18 protein-coding genes are annotated in these 19,864 nt (G+C 41.6%); 4 read left to right on the top strand and 14 right to left on the bottom strand.

What is annotated here, in order from left to right; genetic code table 11:
• Nucleotides 1-12: 12 nt before the first annotated feature.
• The 6 genes from AE2B122_RS10980 to AE2B122_RS10955 form a co-directional block, all read right to left on the bottom strand.
• Nucleotides 13-636: a YesL family protein gene (locus tag AE2B122_RS10980; RefSeq protein ID WP_175074110.1), complete on the bottom strand. Its 624-nt coding sequence runs from the start codon at nt 634-636 to the stop codon at nt 13-15.
• A gap of 32 nt (nt 637-668) precedes the next feature.
• Nucleotides 669-1,508: a carbohydrate ABC transporter permease gene (locus AE2B122_RS10975; protein WP_305852009.1), complete on the bottom strand. Its 840-nt coding sequence runs from the start codon at nt 1,506-1,508 to the stop codon at nt 669-671.
• A complete protein-coding gene (locus AE2B122_RS10970; protein WP_175074108.1) occupies nt 1,508-2,446 on the bottom strand; it encodes a carbohydrate ABC transporter permease in 939 nt (312 codons plus the stop codon). Before AE2B122_RS10970 ends, AE2B122_RS10975 begins: the two co-directional genes overlap by 1 nt.
• Before the next feature lie 18 nt (nt 2,447-2,464).
• The gene (locus tag AE2B122_RS10965; RefSeq protein WP_095218938.1) at nt 2,465-3,985 is read right to left on the bottom strand and encodes an alpha-N-arabinofuranosidase; all 1,521 of its coding nucleotides are present in this window, start codon (nt 3,983-3,985) and stop codon (nt 2,465-2,467) included.
• Nucleotides 3,986-4,233: 248 nt separating this feature from the next.
• The gene (locus AE2B122_RS10960) at nt 4,234-5,571 is read right to left on the bottom strand and encodes an ABC transporter substrate-binding protein (protein ID WP_095218939.1); all 1,338 of its coding nucleotides are present in this window, start codon (nt 5,569-5,571) and stop codon (nt 4,234-4,236) included.
• 305 nt (nt 5,572-5,876) lie between these two features.
• Entirely contained in the window at nt 5,877-7,007 is a 1,131-nt protein-coding gene (locus AE2B122_RS10955) for a GntR family transcriptional regulator (RefSeq protein ID WP_175074107.1), read from the bottom strand.
• 225 nt (nt 7,008-7,232) lie between these two features.
• Here AE2B122_RS10955 and AE2B122_RS10950 point away from each other — a divergent pair, with 225 nt between their 5' ends.
• Both AE2B122_RS10950 and AE2B122_RS10945 read left to right on the top strand, forming a co-directional pair.
• Complete coding sequence (locus AE2B122_RS10950; protein WP_175074106.1) at nt 7,233-7,931, top strand: Crp/Fnr family transcriptional regulator; 699 nt, start codon at nt 7,233-7,235, stop codon at nt 7,929-7,931.
• 18 nt (nt 7,932-7,949) lie between these two features.
• Nucleotides 7,950-8,639: a YjjG family noncanonical pyrimidine nucleotidase gene (locus tag AE2B122_RS10945; RefSeq protein ID WP_095218942.1), complete on the top strand. Its 690-nt coding sequence runs from the start codon at nt 7,950-7,952 to the stop codon at nt 8,637-8,639.
• A gap of 126 nt (nt 8,640-8,765) precedes the next feature.
• Here the strand turns inward: AE2B122_RS10945 and araA are convergent, their stop codons facing one another.
• From araA to araD, 3 genes are read right to left on the bottom strand one after another with little or no spacing between them, the layout of a single operon-like run.
• On the bottom strand, nt 8,766-10,238 hold the full coding sequence (gene araA, locus AE2B122_RS10940) for an L-arabinose isomerase (protein ID WP_175074105.1): 1,473 nt from the start codon (nt 10,236-10,238) through the stop codon (nt 8,766-8,768).
• Nucleotides 10,239-10,251: 13 nt separating this feature from the next.
• Nucleotides 10,252-11,946, bottom strand: a complete 1,695-nt coding sequence (locus AE2B122_RS10935) for a ribulokinase (RefSeq protein ID WP_175074104.1) — start codon at nt 11,944-11,946, stop codon at nt 10,252-10,254.
• A gap of 12 nt (nt 11,947-11,958) precedes the next feature.
• Nucleotides 11,959-12,657 carry an L-ribulose-5-phosphate 4-epimerase gene (gene araD, locus AE2B122_RS10930; RefSeq protein ID WP_095218945.1) on the bottom strand — a complete coding sequence of 233 codons (699 nt, stop codon included), beginning with the start codon at nt 12,655-12,657 and terminating at the stop codon, nt 11,959-11,961.
• 432 nt (nt 12,658-13,089) lie between these two features.
• Between araD and AE2B122_RS10925 the strand changes: the two genes are divergently transcribed.
• Entirely contained in the window at nt 13,090-13,719 is a 630-nt protein-coding gene (locus AE2B122_RS10925; protein WP_175074103.1) for a response regulator transcription factor, read from the top strand.
• A 102-nt stretch (nt 13,720-13,821) separates the two neighbouring features.
• Here AE2B122_RS10925 and AE2B122_RS10920 read toward each other — a convergent pair whose 3' ends face one another.
• From AE2B122_RS10920 to AE2B122_RS10900, 5 genes are all read right to left on the bottom strand, one after another.
• Nucleotides 13,822-14,871, bottom strand: a complete 1,050-nt coding sequence (locus AE2B122_RS10920; protein ID WP_175074102.1) for a hypothetical protein — start codon at nt 14,869-14,871, stop codon at nt 13,822-13,824.
• Nucleotides 14,872-14,873: 2 nt separating this feature from the next.
• On the bottom strand, nt 14,874-16,055 hold the full coding sequence (locus AE2B122_RS10915; RefSeq protein ID WP_175074101.1) for an ABC transporter permease: 1,182 nt from the start codon (nt 16,053-16,055) through the stop codon (nt 14,874-14,876).
• Nucleotides 16,042-16,743 (bottom strand): ABC transporter ATP-binding protein, encoded by a 702-nt coding sequence (locus AE2B122_RS10910; RefSeq protein ID WP_175074100.1) that lies wholly within the window; start codon nt 16,741-16,743, stop codon nt 16,042-16,044. The genes AE2B122_RS10915 and AE2B122_RS10910 overlap by 14 nt, the downstream gene beginning before the upstream one ends.
• Nucleotides 16,730-18,454, bottom strand: a complete 1,725-nt coding sequence (locus AE2B122_RS10905; protein ID WP_175074099.1) for a hypothetical protein — start codon at nt 18,452-18,454, stop codon at nt 16,730-16,732. The genes AE2B122_RS10910 and AE2B122_RS10905 overlap by 14 nt, the downstream gene beginning before the upstream one ends.
• Nucleotides 18,455-18,525: 71 nt before the next feature.
• Complete coding sequence (locus tag AE2B122_RS10900) at nt 18,526-19,017, bottom strand: hypothetical protein (protein WP_095270650.1); 492 nt, start codon at nt 19,015-19,017, stop codon at nt 18,526-18,528.
• A 180-nt stretch (nt 19,018-19,197) separates the two neighbouring features.
• On the opposite strand from AE2B122_RS10900, the gene AE2B122_RS10895 reads away from it, so the two are divergent.
• Nucleotides 19,198-19,752: a DUF4825 domain-containing protein gene (locus tag AE2B122_RS10895; protein ID WP_175074098.1), complete on the top strand. Its 555-nt coding sequence runs from the start codon at nt 19,198-19,200 to the stop codon at nt 19,750-19,752.
• Nucleotides 19,753-19,864: the final 112 nt, after the last annotated feature.

Genomic DNA, 19,864 nt, shown 5'->3' with positions numbered 1-19,864 from the left:
ATCAAAAATAAACTAACTGGCTAACTGTTCTTCTTGTTTCATTGTGGAGAATACCTTCATGCTCAGCCACATCCAGCCAAACGCACTGATACTGAAACAGAAGAACAGCAGCAGCACCGGCAAGCCGATGCTATGATACAAAAGCGCGAACAGAAGTACACCAATCGATAGCGTCATATGGAATCTCGTCAGCCCAATGATGAACGCACTCCTGATGACTTGGAACGTTCCTGCCTTATAATTCGCCAGCAGCGGAAAGCTCCAGAGCACAACCGTCATATAGCAGAAAATGAGTACATAGAAAAGGAAAGGCACCAGGAAGAATAACTGTCCATCCGCCTGTCTAATAAGCAGATAGTTTGTATACAGGATGAAACCTGCTGCTCCAAGGAGCCACCCTAACTTGTTTGCTGACCAGAACTCCTGTTTAAATGCTTTGCGGAATGCTTGGTGCACCTTTACTTCCTCTCCATTCAGAATCCGGCGAGAAACCTGCAATGCAGCTACCGTTGCCGGAGCAGCTCCGGCAACGACCAGTCCTAAGAGGCTGTATAGCAGAAACAATGCATTCAAGTGTGCAAATCGGGTGATCCACAAGAGAGACTTATCGAGATTCTTCATCGCTTTCTTCAGCATGGTTCTAACTCCTTTCTAATCAAAACTCTGACTCAGCCTTTGACGCCGCCTACAGTCAATCCGGAAATGAAATAGCGCTGGAAGAAGATGAACAGAATCACAATCGGAATAATTGTCATAACAGACCCAGCAATTAAGACGTCATAGTTATTTCCGTACGGCGTAAGCAGTGTTGCCAGCCCGAGCGGCAACGTGAACATATCGTTCGAACGAAGTACGAGCAATGGCCACAGGAAGTTATTCCAGCTGCCAAGACCTTGCAGGATTGCCATCGCTGCTAGTGAAGGTCCCATCAGCGGCAGCATGATTTTAAAGAAGATGCCGTATTCGGTCGATCCGTCAATCCTGGCAGCATCCATCAGCTCTTTTGGCAAACCAAGTGCATATTGCCGGAAGAAGAAGACTGCCACCGGTGCTACGATACCTGGCAGTATCACCCCTAGATACGTATCAATCAGCATCATATCCATCATAAGACGGAATAGCGGCAACATTAGAATTTCAAATGGCACCATCAAAATGAATACCACCGCAACGAAGAAGATATTGCTTCCTTTGAAATCGTACATTGCCAACGCATAACCAACCATGGAAGAAAAGAATAGTGACAGAACAATCATCAACGCTGAAATCCAAAGGCTGTTTCCATACCAAGTCCAATATTCTGCTGATTGTGTAAAGATGTATGTGTAATTGCTAAGCGTCAGTTCATCCCAAGGGAAACTGAATGAAATACCGTTTCGCATCAAGGAGGCGGAAGGAATGAACGAAGATAGCACGATACTGATGATCGGGAATAGCGCTATCAAACTGACAATAGCCATGACAACTGTAGTGACAACTCCCAGCAGTTTGTTGTTATTCTTTTTCATCATCTATCTCCTTTCTTGAATGTACCGGTAGCAATCAAATAGATAATGCTGATCACAAAGATGATAAGCATTAGTACGACACCAAGTGCAGCTCCGAAGCCCATGTCATTTTGCTGAATACCTTGCTGGTATATATAGGCCGCAATCGAAAGGCCGATGTTACCAGGAGATCCTACAGCCCAGAAAACATAACTTTCTTCGAACATACGGAAGCCGTTGATGATTGTAATCGTACTAACGAAAATAATGATCGGCTTCAGCATCGGCATCGTTATGAAACGGAAGCGCTGCAATCTGGTGGCGCCATCAATTTCAGCAGCTTCGTACATCTCATCCGGTACATTTTGTAAGGCTGCTAAGAAGTAGAGGATATTCACACCGATCCAGCGCCAGCAGGCAAGCAAGACCATAAGACCGATTGCTGCCCATGGAGTAAACATCCACTTGAGTGGATCAAAGCCGAACACCCCAATGAGTTGGTTTGCGACCGCCCCTTGCTGCTCACTAAACATGAAGCGGAAAATCATACCACCGACGATCGTCGATGTAAGAGCCGGGATAAAGAGTGAAGCTCTGAAAAGCGTCCGGAAGCGGACATGCTTCGAGTTCAGGATAACCGCAAGTACCATCGGAATGATGGTCAGAATTATTACGGTAAGAACCACGTAAGCCGTCGTATTCGACACAGCCCGATAAAATGTCGGATTCAGTACTCGCTCATAGTTACTCATTCCGATGAATTCCACTTGTCCAGGAAGTACGCTCTGGAAACTCATGATTACTCCCTGAATAGCCGGATACACTGTGAAAAGGAGCAGAGACAGTACAAATGGCGATATGAAAACGAATGGTACTACCTTTTTTGAATTCAGAAACCGGAGGAACTTATTCTGTTTCTTCCGTGTTCTCACCGGTGATACTGGCGTAACTGTATTCATTACAATCCCCCCTCACCCTTAATTTGTTCTGGCTTTTTGCAGCCGGATAACATTCCAGGAAGTCCGATTCAATTGTGCCTTCAGTCTGCCGTCTACCAAACTTGATTCTCCTTTGCCATGCGGTGCAACGCGTGTCGTATCCTTTGTATTGGCAGCCTTCAGATCGTGATGCTCAAGCACGATATGCTCTGCAATTTCATATCCTTCAAAACTCCTGACATCCACATCGAGCGGGATAGATTCTTCCAAGTGCTTATTCACTAGGAAAATCGTCAATGCTTCTTCCTGCTCATCATAGACAGCAGCACTATCAATGAACGGTACATCTGTGAAGTCTTTGCTATCATACTTAGGAGAAGAAAGAATTGGCTGCAAGCTGATTCCTCGACCGTAAACGGATGCGTGCAAATAAGGATAATAGATTGTCTGTTTCCAAGATTGGCCATTGTTTTCAGTCATAATCGGCGCAATGACGTTCACTAGCTGCGCCATGCAAGCCATCTTCACGCGATCAGCATGACGGAGCAAAGTGATGAGCATGCTTCCTACTAAAAGCGCGTCTTCGAAATTGTAGACGTCCTCCAGCTGTGGTGGTGCGACTGTCCATGGATCCAGCTTTTCATCATGCTCTCTGGAGTGATACCATACGTTCCATTCATCAAAGCTCAAGTTGATTGTTTTCTTACTGCGATGCTTTGCTTTAATGTAATCACAGGTAGCGGTTACAGTCTTGATGAAATGATCCATATCCATGTTCTTCGCCAAATAGTTGGCCGGGTCATTGGAGCTGTTTCCGTAATATTGATGCAGTGAAATATAATCCACTTCGTCATATGCGATATCAAGCGTTGTCGCCTCGTACTCCGGGAAAGTCGGCATATCCGTATTTGAGCTGCCGCACGCTACAAGTTCAATACTCGGATCAACGAGTTTCATAGCCTTGCCTGTCTCTTTGGCTATTCTGCCGTATTCAGCTGCTGTTTTATGCCCTACCTGCCACGGTCCATCCATTTCATTTCCTAAACACCAGGTCTTGATGTTATGCGGCTGCTCATATCCATGCTCCCTGCGCAAATCACTCCAGTACGTACCGCTCGGATGATTTGTATATTCAATCAGATTACGCGCTGCATCAATACCTCGCGTACCAAGGTTCACTGCCATCATGACTTCCGCTTGTGCTTTTTTCGCCCAATCCACAAATTCATTTGTTCCTATTTCATTCGTCTCTATTGTGCGCCAAGCCAGCTCCAGCCGCTTTGGTCGACTTTCCTTTGGTCCGACACCATCTTCCCAGTTGTAAGCTGATACCATATTTCCACCAGGATAACGAACGATAGGCACTTGCAGCTCTTTCACCAAGTCAATAACATCTTTTCGAAAACCTTGTTCATCTGCATCGGGATGGTCTGGCTCGTAAATACCGCCATACACTGCTCTTCCTAGATGTTCAATAAATGATCCGTAAATTCGCTTGTCGACTTCGCTTATTTGATAACTCTTATCTAAAACCATCTTCGCTTGCAATTTTTCTGCCATTTATCCCCACTCCTCTTTCTTTTTTGATAACGCTTACAATTAAGGTAAAAAAAGAAGGTGACACATATCGCATCACGTACGAACATATTCCACCTAATATCTCCACAACCAGAAATATGTACGTATAAGTTTATATATTCAGTATAGACAGATGTGTCTGTAAAAACAAGCGTTTTTTGCATTAGATGGAAGAAATATAAAAACCCCAAGCTGCTGAATTGCTGCTTGGGGTTTTAGAGTCCTAGTTATTACTTCATACTACTTTCAATTTTATCAGCAGCTTCTTTCATTGCTTCCTCAGGAGTCTTATTCTTCTGCCTCAGCACAGAATCTGCAATTATGGTATTATACTCCGTTGAAACATCCGGTGTATTTTCGGTAATATTCAGTGTGTTGATCTCATCCTTTATCTCCAAGAGCATATCGAAGATACCTTCACCAAAGAATTGATAATACTCGTTATCTTCTCTGACTGCTTCACTTTCCCATACATCCCAGCGAGGCGGGTCAAATCCGAGAACCTTCCATAGGTTGATGCTTCCCTCTTCCGAGATCTTTGTATAAGCCAGGAATTCCTTCGCCAAGTCCGTCTCTTCTGACTGATTGGTTACGACTGTTCCTGTACCACCCATACCAGCCGATCTTTTACCGCCTTCTTCCCAAGCAGGAAGCGGCTTGATGGCAATTTTACCTTCCATTTCCGGCATGTTATCAAGGAAACGTCCCATGTACCAAAGCGGCGCTAGGATAGCAGCTGATTTCCCTTCTGAATAATACTTATAGAAATCCTCTGATTGGTTCATTCCACCAGGAGTAAGTTCAGCAATTTTTTCTGTATAAATGGCATCATACAAGAATTGAAGGGTATTTACATTGGTTTCGTTATCCAATGTCAAATTTCCTTCCGTATCAAAGAAATCCGAATCCTGCTGTGAAACCATCGGCCACAAATCCATCAGAAAGTCACCTGTACCGACGTTCCACATAACTGCATCTGTCTTTTCCGTCACTTGTTTACCGGCTTCTACGAAGTCATCCCACGTCTGAATGGAATCGATATCCACTCCAGCTTGATCCATAATTTCTGTATTATAATACATGACAGTTGCACCTACATGAGTCGGAACGCCATAATAATCGCCCTCTTTAGCATATAGATCAAAACGAGCCTCAACGGAATCAGCAAGTACCGGCTCTACATATTCGTTCATTGGCTCAAGCTGCGGTGTTCCTTGTAAAAAGTTCGGAAACTTACTTAATTCGATATCCGCAATATCCGGTGCACCTTTACCTGATTGCAGACTAAGCAGCAGGTTATTATGCATATTATCGTATGGATACGTTTCAGCTACGAGTTTGATTGGTCGATCCGGAAATTCTTCATTCCAGCGTTCGGCTGAATCCTTGAATAAATCCATATGTTGACCAACAAATGTCCAATAAGTCAATTCTGTTGCATTCTCCAGATCTGCACCGACAACTTCTGTTTCATCCGCTTCACTGCCTCCACCACCACTGCCTTTGCTACAAGCAACCAGTACGATGATCATCAAACCGATCATCAGTGCCTTCAAGACCTTCTTCATAAAGCTACCCCCTCATTTTTAGACTCAACAAGCAGTATTTGAAAGCGTTTACTAAAGAGGTCATACCTCCCTTTCCGTACTCGGCCAACTCGGGAACAGTCTAGATGATAGCGCATACATTTTGGAGTGTCGGCCTATACGATGCGTGTTACATATATCCTATCACCGCCCCTCTAATCAGTCAATAAGTTTTACAATATTATCTTTACAACTTATACGAACAAGATTTTATAATAAGAAATGATACAGATTACTTATTCAACAAGTTATAAAAAAATGGAGCTGATTAACTCAGCTCCATCTGTTTACTTTATTTTTTCCAATGCATCTGCTTTAATGGCTTGGGTTGACTGCCTTGTTACTAGCTTTGTCGGGAAGACAACACTCTCAATCGCCCCTTCAGAGCCTTTGCCCTGATTACTCTCGATTAGATCCAGAATCAATTTACCAGCCGCCTTGCCAAGCTCTGCTTTCGGGTGTTCAACAGAAGTCAGTTTCACTTCCGATAATTCAGTCAGGAAGGAATTATCAAAGCCTACAATCGACATATCCTGCGGAATTTTCATATTACGTTCTCGCAGCACATTGATCAGTTTGATAGCCAGTTCATCATTATAGCATACCAATCCAGTTGGCTTGGCATCTGTTTGATTCAATAATGCTTCAAGCTCCTGTATTGGTTTGTCATGTTTCTCCTCCGTACTGTATGTCACGATATGCTTTGGATTAATTGGCACTTTATATTCGCGATGCGCCTTTAAATAACCTTTCATCCGCAGCGTTCCCTGCATGTCGTCCGTTTTGAAGAAACCGATAATATCCTGGTGTCCTTGCTTGATGAGATGCTCTGTTTGCAAAAAAGCACCACGCTCGTCATCGACAAGTACTCGATACGGCTCCAGAGCATCATAATAAGCATTAATCATAATATACGGAATTTGCAACCTCTCCAAATTCAAATAATAGTTGATATTCGGGTTGGCAGATGCACTCTTGGTTGGCTCAATAATAGCACCGTCAAATCCTGTAGTGATAATCCGCTCTAAATACTCCCGCTCTTTTTCATGATCATTATTCGTATTGAACAGGCTCACATTATAGCCGCGATCACTTAAATACGCTTCTGCTCCGCGAATGATCGATGGGAAAATATAATCGGAGATATACGTCGTTACGATGGCAATATTTTTATTTTGCATAGCGTTCTGCTGCAGCTGATGTTTCGACCGATCAGCACAGAATGTACCAGCACCTTGTTCTCTGTAAAGCCAGCCTTCATTTACCAACTCACCAATTGCCAGCCGTACCGTATGACGGCTCACATCGAATTGCTTCATCATCTCGCTCTCAGACGGAATCTTTGCATGTGGCTCATACGTACCATCGAGGATTTTGGACTTGATTGCCTGTTTTACAATTGCATACTTTGTCTGCATAACTTACACCAGCTTCCTTCACATGTTCGTATAAGTTAGCATAACACATGAGAGAGGATTGGGCACTATGTTGCTATAAATACATTCAATCAAAAGCCAGGTGATGGTAAGGGGAAGATTTCTACCGTCTTTTGCCGATTAGATAACGATATGATACGATCGGGACATATGTCCTTTCCTTTTCAATCTACGTACATATAATATAAGTAAAAGGCAGGCCTGTGTATGCAACTTATACATGACGAAACGCTGCTAGAATTTTATATAGAGAAATATGGAATCAGGCAGCACTTCCCATCTGAAGTTATGAATCATTTTTGTTTATACAGCGCCAGTATCGGTGATGCTATCTGCGCACAAGGAGAACACGTAACGCAGCTGTATCTGCTCGTTAAAGGGAAAGCCACTGTATCCTATGTTGCAGAGAATGGCAAAAAACTGATTGTTTCATTCAAGCAAGCTTTTGAATTATTTGGTGATATAGAATATATCAAACAGATAGATGCATTACATACAGTAGAGGCTGCGAGTGTTGTCCATCTGATCGGGATACCAATTGATTCACTTCATACATACGCGGCTACATATCCGCCATTTCTGCAGCTCCTGCTCTGCGAAGTAACAGAGAAATTCCAGCTGAAATCAAGAGCGTTCAGTTTCAGTCTGACACACGGAGCACTCACTAGGTTAGCTAGCTATCTAATGCTTGTGATGACAGCAGATGACGGCAGACAGCTGACCGGCCCCTTGCCAACTAGCCGAACAAGCGATATTGCGGATCATATCGGGACGACCTCTCGGCATGTGAACCGTTTACTTTCTACATTAGCAAAGGAAGACATTATTGAACGCCGCAAAGGGGCAATATCTATAAAAGACTGGGAAAAGCTTGAGCAGCTAGCACATCAATCAATCTATTCCTAATAACTGGAGGAAGACAACATGACAAAACAATATGATGCTTTATTTTTTGACGTTGACAACACCATTCTAGACTTCACAAAAACCGAGCAAGAAGCTCTGCCGCTTCTATTCAACCAGCACGGTCTGCCATCAGATGAAGCAGCTATGACTGCGTACCGCACCATCAACCAGCGGTTGTGGAGTTCTTTTGAAAAAGGGGAAATCAATCGTGATACTGTTGTTAGTTCCAGATTCACAGAATTCTTCGCCCTCTATGACCAGCAAGTAGACGGAGCTGATTTGGATGCTGCTTATCGCGAGCTGCTCGCACAAGGAAGACATATGATAGCTGGCGCAGCAGAAGTGTTGGAAAAACTGTCCGAGCACTATCCCTTATACATCGTGACAAACGGCGTTTCTGAGACACAATTCCGCCGTCTGAAAGCGACCGGACTGCTTCCTTACTTCCAGTCTGTTTTTGTTTCTGAAGATACCGGATTCCAAAAACCGATGGCAGGTTTCTTTGATTATGTGTTTGAACGCGTTCCTGGAATTGAACCAGAACGTTCATTGATCATCGGAGATTCCTTAGTAGCAGATATCCAAGGAGGAAATATGGCTGGTATGGACACCTGCTGGTTCAACCCAGGCAGACTGCCGAACCACCTTCCGCTTCATCCGGATTTTGAAATAACTAAATTAGAGGATTTACTGGATATTCTGAAGTAAAAAAAGGTGTGTGCAATACTTTAATTTATAATCGAAATTTAACTAGAAAGAGTGTGACAAAAAAAAGGGGCTTCTACGCCCCTTTTTGGTTTTTCTTTCGATTTTATAAAGAATGACAAATTGATCTTATTTCCATACCAACTGGTTCCACTGCAACTCTTTCCGGAACTGTTTTAGGTTTGTATTATTATCAATCGTCACACATTCAATGCCGACCAATTCCGCAAAGTCCTCAAGCTGCTCTGCTGTGAGCGCAAACGACAGCGCCGTATGATGGGCACCACCAGCATAGATCCACGCTTCTGTTGCTTCGCTCAAGGACGGCTGCGGCTTCCAAAGTACTTTGGCAACCGGTAGATTCGGTGTTTCTTTTTCAGATTCGACAGCGTCCACTTTGTTGATAATCATGCGGAAACGTCCGCCGAGCTCGATAATTGAGACATTGACCGCTTCACCGGCAATACCGTCAAATACAATGCGAGCCGGATCTTCCTTGCCGCCGATACCGAGCGGATGCACTTGGATGGACGGTCGATTTACTGCCACTGTCGGACAGACCTCCAGCATGTGCGATCCTAGAATTAGTTCATTACCTTCTTCTAAATGATACGTGTAATCCTCCATAAAGGATGTCCTATCATTATTTGCCATCGCCTTCAGCAAACGCACAAGTGCTGCTGTACGCCAGTCTCCTTCTCCGGCAAAGCCATAGCCCTGTGCCATTAGATGCTGGACAGCAAGACCTGGGAGCTGCTTCATACCGTGCAGATCTTCAAAGTTTGTGCTGAATGCCTGATAACCTCCGCGATCTAAGAAACGCTTCAATGCAACTCCAATGCGCGCCTGCTCCCGAACAGAAGCTAGCTGATCTTCTTCTGTCGGAAGATCATAAGCTTCCTTATACGTCGATATCAATTCATCAACGTCGGATTCACTAACTTCCTTCATTTCGGCAACAAGATCACCGATACCGTAATAATCGACAGTCCAGCCAAATTTAATCTGAGCTTCGACCTTATCACCGTCTGTGACCGCTACCGTGCGCATATTATCACCAAAGCGCGCTACTTTGATCTGCTGACTTTCATTAAATCCTACGGCAGTCGTCATCCAATCCGCGACCCGATTTTGTATGTCTTTATTGCCCCAATATCCAACAATGACTTTTCTAGCTTTATTGAGACGCGTTCCCATGAAGCCATATTCGCGGTCACCATGAGCGGATTGGTTCAGGTTCATAAAGTCCATATCGATTGTATCCCATGGCACATCACGGTTGTATTGCGTGTGCAAATGCAGCAATGGTTTTTGTAATGTCTTCAATCCGCCAATCCACATCTTTGCAGGTGAAAATGTGTGCATCCAAGTGATCAGCCCTGCACATTCTGGATCCGCATTCGCTTCCAGACTTACACGCTGAATATCAGCTGCATTCGTCAGCACTTCCTTGAAGGCGATCGGAAACGGTAATGTTCCTTGTTCATTCAGTTTGTTTACCAAATCCTCAGAGTTCCCCTGCACTTGATTAAGCGTTTCTTCTCCGTATAAGTGCTGGCTTCCTGTCACGAACCAGAAAACATATGGCTTTACTTGCAACATCATAGCTCCCCCTTTATTTTTGTACTGTGAGTTTTCTTTCAGACTGTGACCGAATTGTTTTCAAACGCTTCATCACGTCGTTGTCGCCCCTGCCAAAGTAATCGTGCAGTGTGTTATATTCCTGATAAATAAGCTCATAGATCTCCACATTTTCCGGTATCGGCTGGATAACTTCTTCCTTCACTCTGGCCATTCTTTCAGCCGCATCAAGGATGCTGTCATATCCGCCTGCTTCTGCACCAGCAGCTACAGCACCGAACATTGCTGCACCGACAGCTGGCGTTTGCACGGAGTCAGCAATATAAATAGGTCGGTTCGTTACGTCTGCGAAAATTTGCATGAGCAATTTATTCTTCTGCGGCAAACCGCCGCATGCATAAAGCTCTTCTACCGCAACACCACTTTGATGGAAAGCGTCTACAATTTTACGTGTACCAAATGCTGTTGCTTCGAGCAATGCGCGATACACTTCTTCAGGCTTTGTCGCCAGCGTCAGTCCGAGCACCATCCCGCTTAATTCTGTGTCAACGAGTACCGAACGGTTACCGTTCATCCAGTCCAGCGCCAACAATCCTGTTTCTCCCGGACGATACGTACTAGCTCGCTCCTCCAGCCATTGATGCACATTCTGCCCGGCAGCTTCTGCCTGACGATAGACATAAGCCGGCACTTGCTCGTCGACGAACCAGCCAAAAATGTCCCCAACAGCAGACTGTCCAGCTTCATAGCCATAGTAGCCTTCGATAATGCCATCCTCGACAACACCGCACATTCCTTCAACCGTCCGCTCTTCTGTACCAAGCAGCATGTGACATATGGATGTGCCCATTGCCATAACAAGTTTTCCAGGAGTCACAACACCCATTGCAGGAACTGCTGCATGGGCATCGACATTTCCTACTGCAATTGCAATACCTGGTGATAGATTCATAGATGCTGCAAATGAGTTCTGGAGTTCTCCAGCTTTTGTTCCGAGAGGATAAACTTCTCCACGCAGCTTCGTATCAGCCAAATCCCGCATTGCTGGGTGCAGGCTTTCGAAAAAGTCTGCGGTTGGGTAGCCGTCCTGCTTATGCCAGATTGCTTTATAACCAGCTGTGCAGCTGTTTCGTTTCAGTTCACCTGTCAGCTGGGAGATGACCCAATCTGTTGCTTCGATAAATTGATCAGCAGCCTCATAAATTTCAGGAGCTTCATCAGCTATTTGCCAGATTTTCGGTATCATCCATTCCGAGCTGATTTTCCCGCCATAGCGAGCTAAGAATTCCTCTCCACGCTCACCAGCAATGTCATTCAGCTTATTCGCTTCTTCCTGCGCAGCATGATGCTTCCAAAGCTTTACCCAGCTGTGCGGATTATCACGAAATGCCGGATCGAAGCATAGTGGTTCAAGATTTACATCCACCGGTAAAATTGTACAAGCAGTAAAATCTATTCCGAGTCCAATAACCTCAGCCGGATCTACTCCCGCAGCCTGCATAACCGCCGGCACTGATTGACGCAGTACATCGAGGTAGTCCATTGGATGCTGCAGCGCCCATTCATAGCCAAGTGCTTTATCCAAATGCGGCAGTTTTACATCCATTACACCATGACGATATTCTGTCACATGCTCTGCCATTTCCATTCCATCTTGAAGCCGGACGAGCACAGCTCTGCCGGATTGTGTTCCATAATCAATTCCAATCGAATATTTTTCCGTACCCATGGAATTCTCCTCCTAAGTGGTCTGGCCGTAGTATGCGTCAGCCCCGTGTTTTCGTAGATAATGTTTATCCAAAAGCTGCTGGTCCATATCCTCCACCTGCTGATCCAGCTGATAAGACAGATGTGCAATCTTAGCCACTTCTTCCAGCACTACAGCGTTATGTACCGCTTCGGCCGGTGTTTTTCCCCAATTGAAAGGAGCATGTTTGTGTACAAGCACACTCGGCACCTGATTTGGATCAAGCCCCTTCGTCCGGAATGTCTCTACAATCACATTACCCGTCTCCAGCTCATAGTCCTTTTGAATCTCTTGTCCGGTCATCGGCCGGGTGCAAGGGACAGTTCCATAGAAGTAGTCCGCATGAGTTGTACCAAGTGCAGGCACCCCTTTCCCTGATTGTGCAAAGGATGTTGCCCACGTAGAATGCGTATGGACGATTCCGCCAATATCTTCAAAATGCTTATACAAAACCAAATGAGTCGCGGTATCTGATGAAGGCTTCATGTCGCCTTCTACTACTTCGCCATCCAGGTTAACAACTACCATATCCTTTACCGTCAGCTTCTCATATGCCACACCACTCGGCTTGATAACCACCAGCCCGGCATCTCTATTGATACCGCTTACATTTCCCCACGTAAAAGTTACCAGCTCATGCTTTGGAAGGTCTAAATTCGCTTGCAGTACCTGTTCCTTTAATTCCTCCAGCATTAGGTCCACCTCTTCTTGTACGTATATTTGATTTCATATTGTGATTTTACCTCAATTGGTACGTACAATCAATTACTTTTTCTCAACATAAACGTACAAGTTTGAAAATCAGATTGGTCGCCAGACACATCTACTACTTCCATTTTGATCATTTCCACCGATAATACGTCATGCATGACAAACGCTCTTATTTGTTTGCACGAATTTTCCGCTCTGCATCAATCACTATTACTGATAGTTTTATCATTGGACGTAATACGAAAATCAGGACCTTTTCTTAGTCAGTAATGGATTTTCACATTATATGAAATAAGCAATTTTCTACATACGTTTTTATCGCTAATTACCATAACACTTTCCCAATACGAGAATTCACCTGTATATGATAAGCTATATATAGTAAGAGATTAGAACAAATCAGGAGGGAGATTTATGAAGCCCGTTTTACGGGATATAAAAATTATAATAATTAATAGACATCGTTCCTACAGAGAAGGATTACATTATTATCTTAATCAGCAAGAAGGATTTTACGTACCTTATTCTGCCTCGTCCTCCCAAAATATCATCCATAAAATCAAGAAACATAATTCACAGATTATCCTAGTGGACATAGAGATTATGAAAAAGGACTATCCTACATCCATTGAAAATTTTACCGTACCACTCTTAGACAAATATCCGAATCTCAAGATACTATTTCATACTACTACCAATCTTCCCCATTATAATAAGCTATCCTTTGAAGCAGGAGTTAAAGGTATTGTCACAAAAAACAATTCTTTACAAGAAATTTCGACCATCATCAAATCAGTTAATGAGGGCATGACATTCTTTCCTACATTTGAACACAATACTCTACTTACAGATAACGAAATTCAAATATTAAAAAATATAGGGGAGGGAAAGACGAACAAAGAAATTGCTCACAGACTTTACTATAGTACTCGGACTGTCGAGCATTACGTCACGACTATTTTCAACAAATTCGAGGTATCATCCAGATTGCAGGCAGTATTGAAAGGAATCAAACTTGGTTACATAAGTAATTTTCACGATTAATTTAATAATTTCAGCTATCATTTCGCATCATAATTCTATTATTTTTTCTTGTAATATAGGTTAGGTTAAGTAAAAAACTCTTCGATTCGAAGAGTTTTTTACTTAACCACCATTTAATTCATTATCCAGTAAACTTTTATACTCTTTATGTTTATAAGCAATTTCCAGCCTATGATCATCTAAGACTTGATATACAACATTATTTGTATAGATATAGACCTCTCCATTAGATTCTGATAATCCATTTACCATACCTCCTTCTAATTCATGTTTTTGTATAAGTTTTGCTGAGTTTCGATCAAAGATTTCCAAGAAGGCTTGATTAGGGTCACCCGTGATAACATATAGAAATTGTCCGCTAATAATCATAGAAGTCGGAGATTCAGTAGTTGTAACCAGTTTTTCTGCTCCATGATCCTTTACTTGCACCACTTCATTATATGCTTGTTCAATGTTATTACTGGAACTCTTGTTTTCTTCATGTACCGTCTTATATTTACTCATAAATATTTCACCTTCATGAATCATCAATCTTGATGAAACAGGCTCATCAAATATTTTTGTGTTTTTTAACTCATCGTTCACTAATGTCATTAGCTCCGTTTGATCAGAACGTAATATGAAATGTACCTTTCCTGTTTCAGGGTCGATTTTAAGGTCCTCTACCTTGCCATTAATCGGCCACTCCTCTACAGCTGCTTTCAAGTCATCATTATTATATTTCTTTAATAATGCTTCTCTCGTTCCATCTTTATTATTTTTATACGTCACTATATATATATGGTCTTTCCATTGCGCAATCTTATCAACAGGCTCTTTTAATGATCCTATATAATTCACTGCCTTATTGTCAGTAGTGAACACATCATAATTGACCGTACCCATTTCGTTTATAGCGGTCACATTTCGTTTTTGGTCAACGTATGTGGCACTATAATTTCGTTCTTCTAAATCACCAATCTCAAAACTGAAAGCTTCGTTAATTCCCTTATCTTCTTCAAATACTGTTAGCATCGCTTTACCATCTTCATGGACCAAGGTAGTTATAAATGGGTATGATAGTTCATTACTAAATACGTGATCTTGAAACGGATCATTAGAACAGCCTGTCATTATAACTACTAAGAGAAACAAGCTTCCAATTCTTCTCATGCTTATTCCCTCCTAAGTATCTCAGCCGGCTCCAGCCTGGCTGCTTTTGTAATGGAACGAAAGCTAGCCCCTAAACTAACCAAAATCACTAAAATGAAACTGCTCAGAACCTGAAATACACCAAAATCTACTGACAATACTTCAAGCTCCTGTTTTGAACCAATATAATAATTGACAGCATATATAATACTTGCTCCAATAAAAATAGCTGCAATATAAGATGTTAGACCGATTAAGATAACCTCTGCACTTAATATTTTATGTACATCACCATTTCTAAAACCTAGAGCTTTCATTATCCCAATTTCTTTATATCTGCTCTTTAATGACTGACTCATGATTGAGCTAATACTAATAGCAGCAAAACTAAGCATAATGAACACGATAATCGCACCAATTATAATGATGAATTTAGCAACTGACGGTATTCCTTGAGAAGATTTGAGTGAATAATTTGTTTCGAATCCTGCTTCCTCTATTTGTTGCGCAACGTTGACTACCTGTTCCACATCCTCCGCAATGACCGTTATCATTTCGGGTGGATTGGTTTGCATATAATCCTCAACAGATAGCTGATGGAATGCTGCATTTACTTCCAAGACCAATTCCATTGGTGCTAAAGAGACATCATTGGGATAGTTAATCAGTTGGGGCTGTTCGTACGTACCTTTAATCAAGATCGGCTGATTTTCCCGAACACCTTCCCCTTCCTTGATTTTCACCGTGTAACTCATATTTAATTTGTCATTTGCTTCAATTCCATCAATAGAATGATTTAAGATTATCTCTTTATTATCGTCGAATTTCAATTCACTTCTAGAGTAGAAAGGAACCGCTTCCTCTGGTACGCCTAACAGCGTTGTTGTTTGCTTTAATTCATCGTTCTCTAGTCCCACTAATGCCGTTACTTTTGGAAAGGCTGTGTCCACTCCATCCATTCTCTTTAATGAGTCTGCATCCTCATAGTCAACATTTCCTTGACTGCTATGCGTCACTTCAATATAAGTCAGATTTTCATTTTCTGTTACTGTCTCGTTCATGCTAGATTGAATACCACTAAAAAAACCATATAGCAAAATATAAACAATAATCCCAACAGTTATAATCACTATTGCCCCTACCGTTTTAAATCCATGCCGAAAGAAATTTTTGCTCCCTATCTTAAGAAGATCATTTAGCCGCATAGATATCCTCCTCATATAAATTTCCGTTCTGAAGCATATATAAGGAATCTGCGTATGCAGTTACCCGATCGCTATGTGTGACAATAAGGATAGTGCGGCCCTCTCTGCTAAGGCCATGGAGTATTTTGAGGATCGACTCTTCGTTATTATTGTCCACACTCCCTGTTGGTTCATCAGCGATTATTATTTGAGGATTGTTTATCAAACTGCGAGCTATAGCTGTTCGTTGCTGTTCTCCCCCCGACATCTGATTAGGATAGTGATCCTTCCTATGATCTATCCCTAATTTCTCCAGCATATACACACCCTTATCCATACGCTCTGCTTTTGTTAATGCGTTATCAAGATATAAAGGGAACACGACATTTTCCAATGCTGTTAAATGCTTAAACAAATTATACTGCTGAAAGATAAAACCTATCTTTTCTGAGCGAAGCCGTGATCTTTCATTACCAGTTAATTTTGAAACATCAATTCCCTCAATTAAGACACTTCCACTTGAAGGATTGTCCAACATACCAATAATATTCATTAACGTGCTTTTTCCAGAACCTGATGAGCCCATGATCACAGTAACTTTCCCACCCACTAACTGGAGATTCACACCATTTAGTACTGTCACGTTCTCCTTACCGTTGTAGTTCTTACTAACGGAGTTCAAACAAAGCATCTGGTTATCTAAATGCATACGTATCTTCTCCTTGTGCTTGTAATTGGATAAGCAGATAGGTAGATCTTAGATCCATAAAATGATTGGCATCACTTCTTGTATATCCTCCATTGCGCTTCAAAGCATCAATCTCTTTCTGCTGCTGTTCTTCGCTAAAAGGAATTCCTGCCTTCTTCATCAGACTATATTTAAAAAATATATACTCTGCAGCAAGATCCATTTCCGGTTTTGTGTCCAAGGAAGCAAGTTCTTTCACCGCCTTCTTTACTTCTTCTTCGTACAACCCGGCTTGAGCAATTGTATCTGCGAAAATCAGTGCAACCAAATCCAAATCTTTACCCATGAACTTTCTCTCTTCGTAGATTTCCTGTAAACCTTCTTTAATTTCAGCAGGCATATTCTCTTGTTCTAATTGATAACCAAGCCCACGTAACGAATGTAGCGTAAAACTCCATTCCATCACGTTATCCCTTTGGAAATTATCATAAGCTTTATTTTTCAAAGATCCTTTTAGCTTAGTTCTCAAATCAGCAGTGAGTTGATAATCCGGGTCTGCTAAATTATCCATCGAAACAATACTAAGTTTTTGGTAAATCTCCAAGTCTTTTACTTCCTCGTAAGTTAATGCTTTTAAATCACTGGAAATTGCATTCCAATCAATGGCTTGCTCCTGCTTTAATGCGGATAAGACAGCAATACTCATGAACATCTGTGTATAGTCTGGTTGATATTTTGTTATCATAGGAAAATTTCCCTTTTGATTATATACACTCATTTCATTCAGCAACTCTTCTGCAAAACTCTTTGGAGGCTCTTTGCCCAGGGATTGATACGTTTCTATCAAACGATATAAATATTGCATGTTTTCTACTTGGACTTTTTGGTTTTGTTCCAGCAGGCTAACTATTTCTTCTTTTTCTTTTTCCTGTAATGGACTCACTTTCGCATAGAAGCTTAGTTCAACAGCAGAATTAAGATCAAGGGTGTTTGGCAACTCTGGTTTCGTTATACTAAATTGTTTTGATAGCGCGGGTTCTCCCAATGACGTCATAATGGAATTAATGTAAAATTTCCTCTGAGGGCTGGTTGATTTATCTAGAAGTTTCAACCAGTCAATTATTTCTTTCTTCATGCTTTGATCAACCTCGTCGTACTTTACAAGTAAAGATACCATCATATAGGTACTATTTAACTTCACTCCAACGTAGTCTTTATCATCTTTGAATCTTTCCATTTCATTCGCTAAGAAAAAACCTTCTTTCTCCTGATACGTGTCATTTGAAATTTCTCGAACTTGATCCGTTATTTGCTTCTTATTAACTGAATTACAAGTTTCTGCCAAATCAACCGTTGTAAATATTTTTTCAATTTCATTAAAAATATCTTGATTATTCTTTTTTACTTGTTCTTTTATAGTTGATTGTTCGATTTGCCTGCATTTGTTTTTCAGCTTGGATGAATCGAGAAGAGCATATAATTTGTCTGCATAATATGTATTGTAGTCGCTATAGGATGCCTCGATCGCTGTTGTCAGACTATAATCTGCATCTCCTACGCGACTTTCATTTAACTTTTTTACAATGTCTTCATGCTGCATATTATCTAATTTTCCAATGGCTAATGTATTCTTCGATTCTTGCATCTCGTTTGAACTATGAATATAAAAGATTACAATGGTTATAAGTCCAAATATTATAAGCAGGTTAAAGATGACCTTCTTCCATTTCATTACCTTTGCCCTCCTTAAGTTGAAATAAAAGCCAGGATAAATATATACATATATTTATCCTGGCTGCTTTTTTAATAGAATCTAAAAATAGAAGCCGTAGATGCAGCTTTTGTTCCATCAACAAAAACAGAAGCAGTATTATTGGCAGATCCACTGATAGGCACGCCAGATATGTTATAAGTTCCAGAATAATCAGAAATCCAAGCATCCCAGTTTGTCCAAGTCCCTGATAAAGTATTCCCGCTGGCAGTTCCACCGCTAATCCCGCCTATGCTAACTCCTAGTCCATTGGCATTAATGGTCCAAGCTGTCTTAACCCAATCAGCATAACCAGGATTAGTACCGAGAAATTTGGCGCTTACTTGATAACTTTGAGTATTGAAGAACGATGCTGTTCCATGCCATACATTTGATTGGATACTATGGTTGGGCAACCCTGGGATACTTGCCGAATTACTATCTGCATACGCGGAGGCAGTAGTGGACCCCGCCAACAAACCAATGCCGATTACAGAAGCTGCAACAAAACCTTTCATTTTCTTAAGCTTACCTTCAACTTTCATCAAATCTCCTCCTTTAATTTGATTCTTTTACAGTGTATTCCATATTGTGACATGCGAATACTGTAGAAACCACATACCATTTTGCGGTAGTCCGCAATTGTATTACTCCACTCTTCAATCACCTCACTATCTTCGATAGAATGACTTTATAGTTACAAAAATAGCAGGAGGGATAAAAAAATGAGACTAAAAATAACAAGCGCTGCTGTTATTTTAACTATAGGATTAAGCTTGACCGCTTGTTCAAATAATGAAGATACTGGAGTAAGCATCGAATCAGTAGAACCTGTCGAACTTCAGGAGTATCAGGAAACCTTCATCGGTAGTAATAGTGATGTCAGTGGAATTCTCTCTAATTTGCCAGGCAATACTATGCAGAAGGAGTACAGTGTTGCTGATCAAAATTTAGCAGTCAGCTATGACACAGGGCAATTAGAAAGTCAGCAGGATGATGGCTGGTATAACAATGAAAACGGAGTTAAAGAGACGTTTTATCATAATTCCCTTTATATTGCTGCACTCATAGATAATGTGGAACAAATAGAATTCTCATTAGTAAATGAACAGACGGAATATTCCTGGACGATCTCTAAAACAGAATTAGAAGACTTTTTAGAAACTGACTTATCTGAGGAAATAAAGCATGAGCAAGCTTGGAAAGATTATATAAACGAGCAACTAAAAACGAAGAACATCGAAAGCATTTATGAGGAGTTCCCTTTGGAAATTCAATGACAATTACTAAGAACCTAAGGTTGTTTAAATGAAAAGAAGACAAGTCCTAGGGACTGACCCCCTAGGCTGAGACAAATAAAAAACACCTTCAAGCTTGAAAACGGATCGTTGT

The sequence above is a fragment of the Terribacillus sp. AE2B 122 genome, assembly GCF_902497585.1.
Lineage (GTDB): Bacteria > Bacillota > Bacilli > Bacillales > Amphibacillaceae > Terribacillus > Terribacillus saccharophilus_A.
The sequence above is the reverse complement of the archived record's forward strand: the minus strand, read 5'-3'. Positions and strand labels throughout refer to the sequence as shown.

Excerpts from the sequence above, each read along its gene's own strand:
- AE2B122_RS10980 (WP_175074110.1), bottom strand. The coding sequence starts at position 636 with ATGCTGAAGAAAGCGATGAAGAATCTCGATAAGTCTCTCTTGTGGATC.
- AE2B122_RS10975 (WP_305852009.1), bottom strand. The coding sequence starts at position 1,508 with ATGAAAAAGAATAACAACAAACTGCTGGGAGTTGTCACTACAGTTGTC.
- AE2B122_RS10970 (WP_175074108.1), bottom strand. The coding sequence starts at position 2,446 with ATGAATACAGTTACGCCAGTATCACCGGTGAGAACACGGAAGAAACAG.
- AE2B122_RS10965 (WP_095218938.1), bottom strand. The coding sequence starts at position 3,985 with ATGGCAGAAAAATTGCAAGCGAAGATGGTTTTAGATAAGAGTTATCAA.
- AE2B122_RS10960 (WP_095218939.1), bottom strand. The coding sequence starts at position 5,571 with ATGAAGAAGGTCTTGAAGGCACTGATGATCGGTTTGATGATCATCGTA.
- AE2B122_RS10955 (WP_175074107.1), bottom strand. The coding sequence starts at position 7,007 with ATGCAGACAAAGTATGCAATTGTAAAACAGGCAATCAAGTCCAAAATC.
- AE2B122_RS10950 (WP_175074106.1), top strand. The coding sequence starts at position 7,233 with ATGCAACTTATACATGACGAAACGCTGCTAGAATTTTATATAGAGAAA.
- AE2B122_RS10945 (WP_095218942.1), top strand. The coding sequence starts at position 7,950 with ATGACAAAACAATATGATGCTTTATTTTTTGACGTTGACAACACCATT.
- araA (WP_175074105.1), bottom strand. The coding sequence starts at position 10,238 with ATGTTGCAAGTAAAGCCATATGTTTTCTGGTTCGTGACAGGAAGCCAG.
- AE2B122_RS10935 (WP_175074104.1), bottom strand. The coding sequence starts at position 11,946 with ATGGGTACGGAAAAATATTCGATTGGAATTGATTATGGAACACAATCC.
- araD (WP_095218945.1), bottom strand. The coding sequence starts at position 12,657 with ATGCTGGAGGAATTAAAGGAACAGGTACTGCAAGCGAATTTAGACCTT.
- AE2B122_RS10925 (WP_175074103.1), top strand. The coding sequence starts at position 13,090 with ATGAAGCCCGTTTTACGGGATATAAAAATTATAATAATTAATAGACAT.
- AE2B122_RS10920 (WP_175074102.1), bottom strand. The coding sequence starts at position 14,871 with ATGAGAAGAATTGGAAGCTTGTTTCTCTTAGTAGTTATAATGACAGGC.
- AE2B122_RS10915 (WP_175074101.1), bottom strand. The coding sequence starts at position 16,055 with ATGCGGCTAAATGATCTTCTTAAGATAGGGAGCAAAAATTTCTTTCGG.
- AE2B122_RS10910 (WP_175074100.1), bottom strand. The coding sequence starts at position 16,743 with ATGCATTTAGATAACCAGATGCTTTGTTTGAACTCCGTTAGTAAGAAC.
- AE2B122_RS10905 (WP_175074099.1), bottom strand. The coding sequence starts at position 18,454 with ATGAAATGGAAGAAGGTCATCTTTAACCTGCTTATAATATTTGGACTT.
- AE2B122_RS10900 (WP_095270650.1), bottom strand. The coding sequence starts at position 19,017 with ATGAAAGTTGAAGGTAAGCTTAAGAAAATGAAAGGTTTTGTTGCAGCT.
- AE2B122_RS10895 (WP_175074098.1), top strand. The coding sequence starts at position 19,198 with ATGAGACTAAAAATAACAAGCGCTGCTGTTATTTTAACTATAGGATTA.